Here is a 14487-nt window from a genome sequence, read left to right as displayed (position 1 = left end):
ATAGCTAGGAGCAACAGATGAACACGCTTTTGTACCATCATTGCCCTTATCAGCGGTATTGCGCATCATAACGATTGGCTCGGCTGATTTGCTGTAGCGTCTGCCGCTCTTGTTGAGTTAGTGGTGCAATATCCGCAGCAGAAATATTATGCTCCAATTGTCCCAAAGAGCTTGCACCCGGGATCACAGCGGCGACAGTCGGATGTGAAAGGCTATAACGAATCGCTGTCTGCCCCATACTGCGCTCTGATCCTGCAAAAGCCTTTAATTGCTTACGCACATCCAGCAGCTCTGTTTCTTCGTAGTCCAGATATCCCTTGGCTGCCTTTCCTTCTCCTTTGTCGGCCAATACGCCGCTAGCCACAGGCCCACGTGCAATCACGCTAATTCCCCGCTCCTGAAGCAAAGACAGTACCTCCTCCTCTGCACGCCGATCCAGTAAACTATACTGATTCATAACACTAACGATATTCGAACGTTCAACATATTCACGGATGACATGAGGGCGAATGGAGGAAATACCATAGTAACGAATAACGCCCTCCCGCTGTAGTTGCTCAAAAGCCTCTATGGTTTCGTCCATCGGATCGTCAATCGTCCCTCCGTGCAGCTGATACAGGTCGATGTAGTCCGTTCCAAGGCGACGCAGGCTCTCTTTAACAGCAGACAGAATATATTTCTTGGATGGGTCCCATCCCCAGTCCTCCTGCCCCGGTAGACGCCGATTGCCGACCTTGGTCGCCAGGATGACCTCCTGCCGCCGTCCACGGATCGCTGCACCTACGATTTCTTCATTGCGTCCGTGCTGGTACAAATCTGCCGTATCCAACAGGTTTACGCCCCTGTCTAGCGCTTCATGAATCAAGTAAACACCTTGCTGCTCCTCCGTACCGACCGACATACATCCCAAACCAATCTCACCTACCAGCAAATCGGATGATCCCAGGCGGTTTTTTTTCATTTATGCTCCCCTCACTTCCAACAACGTATAACTTTAAATTTTTAATATTCCTCTATTATACGAAAAAAATATACAAAAAAAACAACCCCAAAGACATAGAGACTCCACGCTCTCCAATCCTTTGAGGCTGTTGTATGAGATCCGTATTCCATTCATGCTATCCGAACAGCCATTGGACGGCCTTAGGAAATTGACGTTGAAAACAATCCACACGATGCACCGCATCCTGATCCAGCTCAAGAAGCACATCTTTTGCATCCAGTCCCTGTGTCCGCAGCACCTCGTGTGCCTGGAGGGTCAGCGGAACCATATCTTTTTGTACATTCGTCTTCCCTTCACCTTCACGGGTCCCGACAGATATATACAAGCGATGTGTCCCATCCCTCACAGTTGCACAAGATGCAGATTGCATATAATCAATCATACCCGGATACCAATACGAGCCTGAGATGGAACCGATGCGTCCGAATACGTCCTTATACTTGAATACGGCATACATGGAAATTAATCCGCCCAATGAGGCGCCAATGATCCCCGTATGCTCCGATCCAGTGCGCACTGGATATCTTGCCTCGACGTATGGCATTACTTTTGTAACCACAAACGCCAAATAGGCATCTCCGCCACCGCCAAAAGCAGGTCTTCCTTCTACTAAAGCCGCTGCCTTCCAAGGCGTATAATCATCCAGTCGATTTACAGGCTGAATCCCTACCAGCACGACACGGGGCAGCTCTCCCGTAGAAAAACCTCTTTCCAGCTCATCCAACCTGCTTAGAAATAAAGAGCTGCCATCCTGCACATATAGCACAGGATACAGCTCATTATGATTCATGGAGACGGGAGGTGTATAGACGTGCACAAGGTACCCATCTAATAGAATTTCATCTATATGACCTTTCATCCTACACAATCCTCCATGATGTGAATGTATTCATTACAGTGCAGCATCCATTTCCTTGATCATTTCAGATACGGATTCCAGACCATTACCTGACAGGTACCAGTAGTTAGGATCAAGGTATACAATATGACCGTTTTTAAATGCATTGGTTTTCTTCACCAGTTCATTCTCCATGGTTTGTTTGCCTGTAACCTGTTCCTTGCCTTCTTCGACCACCACAGCCCCACGGTCAACGACAAAAATATAATCCGGATTTTTTTGCTGTACATATTCAAAAGAAACCTTTTGACCATGAGTGGATACTTTAATGCCAGGATCTACAGGGGTTACGCCAAAAGCATCATGAATGATACCGAAGCGAGATTGTGAGCCATATGCGCTCAGGCTTCCTTCATTCGTCAGCACGATCAGTCCTTTAGCTTTGCTCGCTACAGCCTTGTCATGTACGGCTTTGATGGAGCTATCAATCGCAGCCAGTTCCTGCTTGGCAGCATCTTCTTTGTCGAAGATTTGACCCAGTGTTTCAACGTTTTTCTTAAAGGAATTGATATAATCCTTGGTGTCTACAGCCATCGAAATGGTCGGTGCAATTTTACTCAACTCTTTATATGCATCAGCTTGTCTGCCACCGATGATGATCAGCTCAGGAGACAGATCACTGATTTTCTCGTAATCCGGTTCAAACAGCGTGCCCGCACTTGCATATTTGGAATCTTTAAATTTGCTCAAATACGTAGGAAGATCCTGCTGCGCTACTGCCGCAACGTCAACACCCAGCTTATCCAGCGTATCCAATGAACCGAAATCAAAGACAACGACATTTTTGGGATTAACTTTGACTTGGACCGGGTTTTCATCCAATGCGTGTTTGACCGAGATGGTTTTGGATTCCGTTGTTGCAGCAGAGGAGCCGTTTCCAGTCGCTTCCGGTGTTGCCGGAGCTGCTGTGCCACAGGCCGACACAATCAGTCCCCATGCAAGCATTAGCGTTAAAAACATCATATTTTTCTTCATTTAACATTCCCCCTAAGTGAAATAAACGCAAATTTTATGGTCACCGATCTGTTGAATCGGAATATCCATATCGTACAAATCCTTTAATACCTGACTATCAATCATCTCGTCAGCGGTTCCTTGTTTTAGCAACCTGCCATCCTTCATCCCTACAATATAGTCTGAATAGCAGGAGGCAAAATTAATGTCGTGCAACACAACCAGAATCGTTTTGCCGAGATCATTCACCAAACCGCGCAGCGTCTTCATAATCTGAACCGAATGCTTCATATCCAGATTGTTCAGCGGCTCATCCAGCAGGATGTATTCCGTGTCCTGTGCCAGAATCATAGCAATAAAAGCCCGCTGTCGTTGTCCCCCACTAAGCAAATCAATATGCTTATCTTTCATATCCTCCAGTCCCATGTAGGCCATAGACTGCTCCACCATTTTGCGATCCTCGCTGTTCAATCTGCCCTTGGAATACGGAAAACGGCCGAAGCTAACCAGCTCCTTCACAGTTAAGCGAATATTGACATCGTTGGTCTGTTTTAAAATAGATATCTTCCGGGCTAGCTCCTCGCTTTTCGTCAGGCTCACGGCCTGCCCGTCAATGAGGATTTCTCCCTCATCACTGTCAGTCAGGCGACTGATCATCGACAACAAAGTGCTTTTTCCAGCGCCGTTAGGTCCAATAAAGGAGGTAATCGTGCCTTTAGGTACAGTGACGGATACCTGATCCACCACATTTTTATTCCCATAGCGTTTGGATACGTTTTTGACTTCTACCATGATTTATTCTCCCGCAGCAAAAGGTACAGGAAGTACACCCCCCCGATAAAGTTAATAATGACGCTGACCGTTGTCGATAAGTCGAATACTCTTTCTGCCAGCAGTTGGCATCCTGCCAACGCAATGACACTGACACAGATAGAGGCCGGAATAATATAACGATGCTGATAGGTTTTTATCACCTGATAAGCCACATTGGCCACAATCAATCCGAGAAACGTAATCGGCCCGACAAGCGCTGTAGAAATGGAAATGAGAATCGCTACAATTACCAGCAGCCTTTTAATGATAAAACCATAAGGAAGACCCAGGTTAATCGCATGCTCCCGTCCCAGCGACAGCACGTCCAGATACTTGATGAATCTCCACGCATAAGCGAATACGAGAACAAGAATGAATACAGAAAGCCACAATAGCTCGGTATTTACGTTACTGAAGCTAGCAAAGCTCTTGTCCTGGATTTTCGCAAATTCGTTTGGATCAATCAGTACCTCCATAAAGGTAGATAAACTGTTAAACAGCGTGCCGAACACCAGACCAATCAGCAAAAGTACATAAATCCCGCGTCCATCTTTGCGGAAAATTAATTTGTATAGCAGTCCTGCGAACAGCACCATCAGCCCCACCGACAGCAAAAAGTTCAATTCTTTGCTGGTCGAAATGAAAGGGACGGAACCAAATGCAAAAATAATCGTCGTCTGAATCAGCATATACAGTGAATCCAGCCCGATAATACCTGGAGTCAAAATTTTATTATTCGTAACCGTCTGGAAAATAACGGTTGCAAAAGCAATGGAGCCACCTGTCAGAATGAAGGCTGCGATCTTTTTTAATCGTCGTGGCAGCGCGTAATGCCAGGTATGCGGAAGATCTATAAACACGAAAGCAGCAATCAACACAAGCGCGGCAGCGGCTAATATTCCGATTTTTAATTTAGGATTCATAAGCCCTTCTCCTCAGCAGCAAATACAAGAACAACGCGCTCCCGATCACACCAACCGTAAGCCCTACAGAAATTTCATACGGATAAATGATCACCCGTCCCAAAATATCACAAAACAGCACAAAGACGGCGCCCAAGATCGCTGTATGGGCCAGGCTTTTTTTTAGATTATCCCCCATATACATACTGACCAGATTGGGTACAACCAGCCCCAAAAAGGGAATCGTCCCAACCGTTAAGATGACAACAGAGGAAACCAAAGCCACGATCACCAAACCGACATTGACAGTGCGCTTGTAATGTACACCCAAGTTGGCCGCAAAATCCTCACCCATGCCTGCAATTGTGAAACGATTCGCATATATGTACGCCAATGCAACCAAAGGAACACTAAGATATAGCATCTCGTAGCGACCACTCATGATTAGAGAAAAATCCCCCTGCATCCACGAAGAAATGCCCTGGATCAGATTGTATTTGTAAGCAAAAAAGGTCGTTACCGAATTTAAAATGCCTCCAAACATCAAACCGACAAGCGGGATAAATACCGGGTCCTTGAAACGGATTTTATCCAGTATTTTCATGAAAATCAGTGTTCCCCCTAGAGCAAATCCGAAAGCCGTCAGCATCTTCGTCCAGAATCCCGCCGCTCCAAACACCATAATAGCCATCAGCACACCCAATCGTGCCGCATCCATCGTCCCTGCGGTGGTGGGCGATACAAATCGGTTTCGGGTAAGCTGCTGCATGATCAATCCACAGATACTCATACTCGCCCCTGCGATAATGATACTGATCAATCGTGGGAATCTGCTAATCAGGAGCACCTGCGCCTGATCGTTGGTTAAGTGGAACAAATCAAGTGGAGTTACATCATGAACACCAATAAACACCGAGGCGAAAGCCAGTATCAGAAAAACCAGTATTAAATAACGCAATTTCATCTCTAACTAAGGGAGCCTGTCCAATAACCTGTACCAAGCTTCGGCCCTGTCCTCCCCTCCAATAATGATAATCATTATCAAAAATCAACTAGCATAAATTATATCAGTCATCTCTTATCTGTCAAATTTTTTGCAATGAATAAACCATGTCAAAAAAGGTGTTAGCAAAACCTGAATAGTCTGAAGAGCGAATGAGCAAATAAGAGCAATATCCTGTAAAATAGAGGTGGAAGATTTAGGATTACCCTTTTCTCATTTTTACTGTAAGCAATTCTTGGAATTCGGGATTCATTAACTTGATGAATCAAAAAAATAGGAGGAGAATGATGAATCACATATTAATCGTCGAGGATGATATCGCCTTGAGTAACGGTATTGTTCTTGCTCTCAAAGATCCTAACAACGTATTTGTGCAAACGTATGACATAGCTGCTGCAAAAGAGCAATTGAACGTCACTCCCTTTGACCTAGTGATTCTTGATGTAAACTTGCCGGATGGGAATGGACTCGACCTCTTAACCCATATACGTAAAACAAAAGCTTTACCAGTCATTGTTCTGACTGCAAATGATATGGAAACAGATATTGTCACTGGTCTTGAGCTGGGTGCTGATGACTACATCACCAAGCCTTTCAGTCTGATGGTACTGAGAGCAAGAGTTGGTGTTCAGCTTAAGAAATCCAGATACTCGCTTGCAGACTCCATTCAGCTAGGCGATTTTTCCTTCTCATTCGAGAGGATGGAATTTAATAAGAATGATATACCGATTGAACTAAGTAAAACGGAGCAAAAATTGTTGCGCATCCTAATCAACAATCGAGGAAATACCGTTTCGCGTGATCATTTGATAGACAGCATCTGGACTGACGGGGCTGAATATGTAGGTGAAAATGCCTTGTCAGTTACGATAAAAAGGCTACGTGACAAGCTCGAGGATCATCCTTCCTCCCCACAATATATTAAAACGGTTTATGGGCTGGGCTACACATGGGCGTTGAAATGACAACACTCCACTATATATGTATTGGAATTGCCGTTGTTGCTGTATGCACCGCTGTGGGTGCTATTATGCTGTATCGCAGGAGCATCCATAAAACAATGAAAACCATTGAGAACATGCTGGATGCCGCGATAAATGGCAGCTTCTCAGAGGATGTCTTTGATGAATCCGTTCTCTCTGCAATAGAAGCTAAATTTGCGAAATTTCTTTCCATTTGTTCCGTGTCCTCCAAAAATCTGCTTGCCGAAAAGAATAAAATAAATGAGCTGATTTCCGATATTTCACACCAAACGAAAACACCATTGGCCAACATCCTGCTTTATTCCCAACTACTTAGCGAATACGAACTATCACAGGATACCTCCACTTGTGTGAAAGCTCTATCTGCACAGGCCGAAAAGCTTAACTTCCTGATCCATGCATTAGTGAAAACTTCGCGGCTTGAAACGGGGATTATCACGGTATCGCCAAGGCGGGAATCTGTTCAAAAGCTCCTTGATGCTGCACTGGAGCAAATGATGCCAAAAGCAGACGCCAAAGGGATTTCTGTTGTTATGGAGGACACCGTTATTCATGCTTATTTTGACCTAAAGTGGACGAGTGAAGCTGTCTATAACATTATGGATAACGCCATAAAATATACAGAGACAGGCGGAAGCATGATTATAAAAGTGATGGCATACGATTTGTTTTGTCGAATTGATATTACCGATAGCGGCATAGGCATTGCAGAAGGAGAACAAGGTAAAATCTTTACCCGCTTCTATCGCTCCCCCACTGTTAACTCGCAAGAGGGTGTAGGTATTGGACTGTTTTTAGCTAGAGAAATTATCGCTGCGGAGGGTGGTTACATCAAGGTAAGGTCATGCTACGGCAGTGGCTCCACCTTCTCGATTTTTCTTTCTATGGATACTTAATTCTTTCAACACTGTTAGATTTCAGAAAGATTGTGGAAAGATTAGTGTGTTAATGTCTGTACTGTAGATGATTACGATCCAGACATTTTTTTGTGAAGGAGAACGTATATGGCTCTATTAAAAACTCAAGCACTAAAGAAGCATTATGGTAATGGAGATACTGCTGTTCATGCCTTAGACGGTGTGAATCTGGAGGTGGAAAGCGGTGAATTTGTCGCTATTGTTGGTACGTCCGGGAGCGGCAAATCTACCCTTCTCCATATGCTGGGTGGACTTGATCGTCCGACAAGTGGAAACGTTACGATTGACGGCAAAGATATTTCTACATTAAAAGACGAAGAATTGACTATTTTTCGCAGACGAAAGATTGGCTTTGTTTTTCAAAATTACAACCTGGTACCTGTCTTGAATGTCTACGAGAATATTGTGCTTCCTATTGAACTGGATGGTAAAGAGCCAGACAAAACCCACATAGATAAAATAGTACATACCTTGGGCCTTGACCACAAAATGAATAACCTGCCAAACAATCTTTCCGGTGGACAACAGCAACGTGTAGCTATTGCCAGAGCACTGGCAGCCAAGCCCGCCATTATCTTGGCAGATGAACCCACCGGAAATCTGGACAGTAAAACGAGTCTGGATGTGATGGGATTGATCAAAGTATCCAGCCAGCAGTTCCGCCAAACGATGGTAATGATTACTCATAACGAGGAAATTGCGCAAATGGCAGACCGCATCATCCGCATTGAGGACGGTAAAATAGTAGGTGGTGCGACTAGATGATCAAGGTAAAGAACAAAAAAGTAATCCGCAAGCTGGCAGATAAGAGCTTCAAAGTAAACAAAACCCGTAACCTCTTTGCTATTGTTGCCATAGCTCTCACTTCATTGTTATTTACAATACTGTTCACTATGGGGATTGGCGCTGTGGAAAGCTTACAACGGGCGACCATGCGACAGGTCGGTGGAGATGGACATGCCGTACTTAAATATATAACGGATGACGAATTTAATCATGTCAAGGATCATCCATTGATCAAGGAAATAGCTTATAACCGTATATTAAGCGACCGAGTTATAAACGATAAATTCCTAAAACGCCATACGGAGTTCTGGTATTACGATGATGTAGGGTTGAAGCTAGGTTTTATTGAGCTTAAAGAGGGGCACAAGCCTGTCGCAGAAAATGAAGTGATTGCAGACTCCAAGACGTTGCAGCTATTGGATGTTCCACCGAAGATTGGAGCACCTTTGAAATTAAAGCTTAACATACGAGATAAAGAAGTACAGCGGGATTTTGTCCTCTCTGGCTGGTGGAAAAGTGATCCTGTATTTAACGTAGGACAAATATTCGCTTCTAAAGCCTATGTCGATGCTCATGCCAAGGAATTACAAAGCAACTATAAAAAGGATCACTTCCATACTGGAACGATTAGTGCATCTATGATGTTCGACAATAGTTTTGATTTGCGAGGAAAGCTCAATAAAGTGATTACCGAAAGCGGTTATTCACTTGACGAAGATGCACCAAACTATATCGCGAATAATGTAAATTGGGCATACATCTCAACCAATTTTAGTTTAGATACAGAGACAATCATAGCGTTAACTTCTGCCCTGTTACTGATCATGTTTACCGGTTATTTGATTATTTATAATATTTTCCAAATATCGGTGATGCGAGATATTCGTTTTTACGGTCTTTTAAAGACGATCGGTACAAGCGGTAAACAAATTCGCAGAATTATTCGTAGACAGGCGCTGATTCTATCAGTGTTAGGAACCCCGGTAGGATTAATAGCAGGTTTTTTTATCGGTAAATCGCTCGTGCCTTTTATTATAAATATGAGTGTATATAACGGTACCGAGATATCGGTATCCCCTAACCCATGGATTTTTGTCGGATCGGCTTTGTTCGCACTCATTACCGTAATGATCAGCACTTTCAAGCCAGGCAGAATTGCGGCAGCTGTTTCGCCAGTTGAGGCAGTAAGATACACAGATGGAAATACCAAGGGCAGCCGTAAGCTGAAAAAGTCCACTGAAGGCGCTAAAATGATTCACATGGCTCGTTCCAACCTGGGGCGTAATAAAAAACGTACTATTTTAGTGGTGATCAGTCTTTCTTTAAGCTTGGTGCTTCTAAATACAGTATTCACGCTGTCTCAGAGTTTTGATATGGATAAATTTTTAGCCAAATTTAATGATACCGATTTTCTCATTGCTCATGCTGGATATTTCCAGGTTCCGAGTAGTTTTAGTGGGCATGAAAATGAAACCACTGAAAGTTTTATTAAGGCTGTACAGGCACAACCAGGCTTCGAAGAAGGCGGCCGATTATACGGTGACCCAACAGCTTTCACGGCTGAAAATACAAAGGGAATTACGGATGATACCCAGAACACTGACGCTCACGGCAACTTCCTTGTAGACGTGTATGGGCTGGAAGATTTGCCCCTGCATCGGCTGCAGTTGATTGATGGTGAGCTTGATTTTAAGAAAATGGCCTCAGGTAAGTATATTCTGGAGGGAGTCGAACTGAACGACAACGACAAGCCTTACATGGAAAGCATTCATCATAAAGTGGGCGAGAACGTTACTTTGCATAGTTATGTGAGAACAGCAAATGATGCTCCATTGGGTAGAGAGTATTTAACACAAAAGTTTACAGTGCTTGGCCATGTGGGTATCAAATCCACCAATTCAAATCGCATTTCGAGCTATAATAGCTTTTACCTCCCGGCGGAAATATACAAATCACTTGTAAAAGAGCCTGCTATGATGAGCTATGCCTTTAATGTATCTTCAAATCAGGAAACGTCCATGCAGAGCTTTTTGAAGCGATACACAGAAACAATTGAACCAATGATGAGCTATGAATCCAAGATTACATCCAGAAACGCTTTATCAGGTATGCAAACTACTGTTATAATGATCGGCGGCCTGCTCAGCTTGATTATTGGCTTGATTGGTATCCTGAACTTTATTAATGCGATTTTAACCAGCATATTGACCCGCCGCAATGAATTCGCTATGCTGCAAAGTATCGGCATGACCAAAAAGCAATTGCGCGGAATGCTGATTTATGAAGGACTATATTATGTTGGGGCTACTAGCCTAACCTCTATTCTATTGGCAATCTTATTTTCTCTTTTGATTGTGAAACCGTTATGTAGCCTGCTATGGCTTTTAAGCTATCACTTTATAATTTGGCCACTGTTTGTCTCATTGCCTTTACTGTTATTGCTTGGGATACTTATTCCAGTAGCAGTCTATTCTATGAACAACAAACAAAGTATTGTGGAGCGACTTCGAGAATCAGAGTAGATGCACCTAAAAATAAGAAAGTAAAATACCCATACGCGTCAAAAAAGATGACTTCTAATCCATTCAGAGGTCATCTTTTTATGCTTAGAAAGGTTTTTAGTTGCAGAACAACTATAACCTCCACTCTTCCCGTAAAAGCCCCATTCGGATCGAATCATAATACTCTCCATTATAATATCTGCACTTGCGAAGCCTGGCTTCTAGGGTCATGCCCAGCTTCTCCCCAACCTTCATCATCCGATGGTTTCCTGACCAGGTTGTAAAGCCCACTCTCACTAGAGGTAATGTATTAAACAAATGCGTGATCCACAGTCGAAGTGCCCTCGTACCATACCCACCGCTCCAATACTGCGAATCAAAGATACCTATCCCCATTTCCAGCCATTGTGAAGGCTGATGCTCCCAATAATAGCTCACTGATCCAATGACCTTGCCTTCCACTTCAATGATCCAAAAGTCATCTTGTCCGATTCGTTTTTCCTTCTCTTTTAAATAATCATCAAAAGAAAGTGGCTTATGTTCATAGTAGGGTGCATCCCACTGCTTCCATTCCGGTGCTTCTTCTTTAAAAGTTAACGTCCAAAGAGCCGGCAGGTCTTCTTCTGTAACAGGCCTAATCGTTAAATCCTTATCCGTATACATTGAGTAAACTCCTTTAATAATAAAATTCATTCTATCTATATTGGGCTTTATTGTATCTGCTTTTGCATTATTTCGAATTTCTATTTTTGTCCGTCTTTGGAGCCAGTGCAAATTCAAGTTGACAAACAATCAAAAAACATATATCTTAATATCAAGATAATAAATATAAAGAAAAATTTACGACGACGGTTTATTTTGTTTAGAAAAACCTAATCATATAAAAACCAAGGAGGATAATGACATGAAACTATTAGGATTGCATCACGTTTCGGCGATTACAGCGGCAGCGGCTAAAAATGTTGATTTTTATACTCAGGTAATGGGACTTCGGTTGATCAAGAAAACGGTGAACCAAGATGATGTTAGTGTGTATCACCTTTTTTACGGAGATGAGCGTGGAACTGCGGGTACAGAAGTCACTTTCTTTGAAATTCCACATGCGGGACAAACTCGTACAGGAAATAACAGCATTTCAGCTCTCTCCCTACGGGTACCGAATGACAAGGCACTGGATTACTGGAAAAACCGCTTCGAGCAGCTGGATGTAAAACATGGTGAAATTACGGATCAAGCGGGACGCTTGGCACTTTCGTTCGAGGATTTTGAAGGACAACGCTTCTTCCTCGTTTCAGATGAGCATGATCACGGAATGCGCGGCGGCACGCCTTGGGAGAAAAGCCCTGTCCCTGCCGAATACGGCATTGTAGGACTTGGACCGGTTCATCTGACTATTCCCAAAGCGGAGAATACCATTCTTATTCTTGAACAGGTTATGGGCTTCCGCAAAAAGGGCTCCTATCCTTCTCCTGTTGCTGGACAACCGGATGTGGTCATCTATGAAACGGGTGAAGGCGGTACAGGAACCGAAGTTCATCTGGAAGAGCGCAACGATCTGCCACAAGAGCGACCAGGACGCGGCAGTGTGCATCACGTAGCCTTCCGTGTTGAAACTGAGGAAGAGCTCAAACAGTGGGTAGACCGTATTGGGCAGCTGCAAATTTCCAACTCAGGCTTTGTAGATCGCTTTTACTTCCGTTCATTGTATTTCCGTGAGCCGAACGGCATTCTGTTTGAATTAGCAACCGATGGGCCCGGCTTTGATACGGATGAAGAACTGGAGTTTCTGGGTGAATCGCTGGCATTGCCTCCATTCTTAGAGCCGCGCCGCGCATCTATTGAAGCCAATCTCAAACCGCTTAACACCAAACATTAATTGAAGTTTCATTTACACAAAAGGGCATTCCGCTATCTGCAAGCTTTTTAGCTTTGACAGGTAAGCGAAATGCCCTTTTTAGTTATGCTTACAGCTTTTTATCATCCACACTGTTCAGCCATGCTTCGATTTCTCCAATTACAGAGGCGATACAGCCATCTTGGAACGGCGAGATGAGTCCAGCCAACTCAACCAATCCGGTAAAAGATCGACTTCCTCCGGCACGGCATAGCTTCAAATAATCTTCCCACGCAGCTGTCCGGTCGATACTCATGCGTTTCCAGAATTGGAACGCGCACAGTTGCGCGAGTGTATAGTCAATATAGTAGAACGGGGATTGAAAAATATGACCCTGTTTGTGCCAAAATCCGCCCTGCTCCAGATACTCGTTGCCTTCATAATCCAGATGCGGTTTATACTTACGTTCAATGGAGCGCCATGCGGTTTTACGTTCGGCTGGGGTCCAGTCTGGATGTTCGTATACGGCATGCTGGAATTCGTCCACGGCTACGCCGTAAGGCACGAACAGCAACGATGAGGATAGATGTTCAAAATGATATTTGTCCGTATCTTTTTCGAAGAACAGATTCATCCAAGGCCATGCGAAAAACTCCATGCTCATAGAGTGGATCTCAGCCGCCTCCATGGTTGGCCAATGGTACTCAGGAATTTCAAAATGTCGGCTTTCATAGACCTGGAAGGCATGACCTGCTTCATGCGTCAATACGTCGATATCACCGGATGTACCATTGAAATTAGAGAAAATAAACGGCGTGCCATATTCACTCAAAAATGTACAATAGCCTCCGCTTTGCTTGCCCTTTTTGCTGATCAAATCCATCAATCCACGTTCGATCATAAAGCTAAAAAATTCATGTGTTTCCGCTGAAAGTTCCTCATACATACGTGCTCCATTACGAATGATCCACTCCGGGTCACCTTTAGGCGTAGGATTGCCTGACAGGAAGTTGAAGCCCTCGTCATAATAGCGAAGCTGATCTACTCCGATCCGTTCGCGCTGCCGCTCCTTCAGCTTGGTTGCCAGAGGAACGATGTGCTTCAGCACCTGCTCGCGGAAATTGGCTACCATTTCGGCATTGTAATCTGTACGTCCCAAGCGGGCATAGCCCAATTCTACGAAGTTGTCATAGCCCAACTTGTGTGCCATGCGCGTACGTACCTTCACCAGTTCATCATAAATCCGGTCCAGCTCGTCCTCATGCTCACTCATAAATTGATATTTAGCCTCGGAGGCCTGTTTGCGCGTCTCCCGGTTGGTAGCCATTTCAAAAGGCAGGAGCTGCGACAATGTGCGTTCTTCTCCCTCGAACGGGATCTTCGCTGAAGCAATCAATTGAGCATATTCCGAGGTTAGCTTATTTTCCTGCTGTAAATCCTCAATAATATCCGGATGGAACGACTTGAGTGCTACCTCGGCAATACTGAAAAGCTGGCTGCCCCATTGACTCTCCAACTCGTTTCGGAATGGAGAATCCACCAATGCCCGGTAGTAATCGGTTACATACTCCTGAATAACCGGCATGAAATCATCAGCATATTCTTGCTCCGCTTTGTAAAAGGTATCCTCCGTATTAATGGAGTGCCGAACTTCCACCAATTGCAATTGTGTTTCCACATTACTGCGCAGCTTGTTAATCGCATGAATCACTTCATTTTGACGTTCTACGCTGTCTGCTTCACGAAACTGCTGCAACAGCGTTTTAAACCGCTGTTCAATTTCAGGTTGCTCTGGTCGACTGTAAGCCATTTGGCTGAATAATGTCATTGCTTCGGTTCCTCCTTAAATGTAATAAATCTGATGCCTATTATACAGTACGATTAGACCAAACT

13 protein-coding genes are annotated in these 14487 nt (G+C 44.1%); 5 read left to right on the top strand and 8 right to left on the bottom strand.

Annotated features, from left to right (window positions below):
• Positions 1 to 49 precede the first annotated feature (49 nt).
• The 6 genes from ACUYLD_RS17285 to ACUYLD_RS17260 form a co-directional block, all read right to left on the bottom strand.
• Positions 50 to 961, bottom strand: coding sequence for an aldo/keto reductase (locus ACUYLD_RS17285; protein WP_446675603.1), 912 nt, complete (start codon positions 959 to 961; stop codon positions 50 to 52).
• 157 nt (positions 962 to 1118) lie between these two features.
• Entirely contained in the window at positions 1119 to 1862 is a 744-nt protein-coding gene (locus ACUYLD_RS17280) for an alpha/beta hydrolase (RefSeq protein WP_446675602.1), read from the bottom strand.
• A 33-nt stretch (positions 1863 to 1895) separates the two neighbouring features.
• Positions 1896 to 2876 (bottom strand): siderophore ABC transporter substrate-binding protein, encoded by a 981-nt coding sequence (locus tag ACUYLD_RS17275; protein ID WP_446675601.1) that lies wholly within the window; start codon positions 2874 to 2876, stop codon positions 1896 to 1898.
• A gap of 12 nt (positions 2877 to 2888) precedes the next feature.
• The gene (locus tag ACUYLD_RS17270; RefSeq protein WP_444954717.1) at positions 2889 to 3647 is read right to left on the bottom strand and encodes an iron ABC transporter ATP-binding protein; all 759 of its coding nucleotides are present in this window, start codon (positions 3645 to 3647) and stop codon (positions 2889 to 2891) included.
• The gene (locus tag ACUYLD_RS17265) at positions 3641 to 4591 is read right to left on the bottom strand and encodes an iron chelate uptake ABC transporter family permease subunit (protein ID WP_235309910.1); all 951 of its coding nucleotides are present in this window, start codon (positions 4589 to 4591) and stop codon (positions 3641 to 3643) included. Before ACUYLD_RS17265 ends, ACUYLD_RS17270 begins: the two co-directional genes overlap by 7 nt.
• Positions 4581 to 5534, bottom strand: coding sequence for an ABC transporter permease (locus tag ACUYLD_RS17260; RefSeq protein ID WP_235309909.1), 954 nt, complete (start codon positions 5532 to 5534; stop codon positions 4581 to 4583). The genes ACUYLD_RS17265 and ACUYLD_RS17260 overlap by 11 nt, the downstream gene beginning before the upstream one ends.
• 326 nt (positions 5535 to 5860) lie before the next feature.
• Between ACUYLD_RS17260 and ACUYLD_RS17255 the strand changes: the two genes are divergently transcribed.
• From ACUYLD_RS17255 to ACUYLD_RS17240, 4 genes are all read left to right on the top strand, one after another.
• Positions 5861 to 6538, top strand: coding sequence for a response regulator transcription factor (locus ACUYLD_RS17255; protein WP_446675600.1), 678 nt, complete (start codon positions 5861 to 5863; stop codon positions 6536 to 6538).
• On the top strand, positions 6535 to 7452 hold the full coding sequence (locus ACUYLD_RS17250; RefSeq protein WP_069292026.1) for a sensor histidine kinase: 918 nt from the start codon (positions 6535 to 6537) through the stop codon (positions 7450 to 7452). Before ACUYLD_RS17255 ends, ACUYLD_RS17250 begins: the two co-directional genes overlap by 4 nt.
• Positions 7453 to 7560: 108 nt before the next feature.
• Positions 7561 to 8238 (top strand): ABC transporter ATP-binding protein, encoded by a 678-nt coding sequence (locus tag ACUYLD_RS17245; protein ID WP_061828934.1) that lies wholly within the window; start codon positions 7561 to 7563, stop codon positions 8236 to 8238.
• Positions 8235 to 10781: an ABC transporter permease gene (locus ACUYLD_RS17240; RefSeq protein ID WP_446675599.1), complete on the top strand. Its 2547-nt coding sequence runs from the start codon at positions 8235 to 8237 to the stop codon at positions 10779 to 10781. Before ACUYLD_RS17245 ends, ACUYLD_RS17240 begins: the two co-directional genes overlap by 4 nt.
• A 111-nt stretch (positions 10782 to 10892) precedes the next feature.
• Here the strand turns inward: ACUYLD_RS17240 and ACUYLD_RS17235 are convergent, their stop codons facing one another.
• A complete protein-coding gene (locus tag ACUYLD_RS17235) occupies positions 10893 to 11423 on the bottom strand; it encodes a GNAT family N-acetyltransferase (protein ID WP_446675598.1) in 531 nt (176 codons plus the stop codon).
• A gap of 241 nt (positions 11424 to 11664) precedes the next feature.
• Between ACUYLD_RS17235 and ACUYLD_RS17230 the strand changes: the two genes are divergently transcribed.
• Positions 11665 to 12636 (top strand): ring-cleaving dioxygenase, encoded by a 972-nt coding sequence (locus ACUYLD_RS17230; RefSeq protein WP_348623582.1) that lies wholly within the window; start codon positions 11665 to 11667, stop codon positions 12634 to 12636.
• A gap of 88 nt (positions 12637 to 12724) precedes the next feature.
• Here the strand turns inward: ACUYLD_RS17230 and ACUYLD_RS17225 are convergent, their stop codons facing one another.
• Complete coding sequence (locus tag ACUYLD_RS17225) at positions 12725 to 14422, bottom strand: M3 family oligoendopeptidase (protein WP_446675597.1); 1698 nt, start codon at positions 14420 to 14422, stop codon at positions 12725 to 12727.
• Between the last annotated feature and the right edge of the window lie 65 nt (positions 14423 to 14487).

Source organism: Paenibacillus sp. SER-28 (assembly GCF_052906305.1).
The sequence above is the reverse complement of the archived record's forward strand: the minus strand, read 5'-3'. Positions and strand labels throughout refer to the sequence as shown.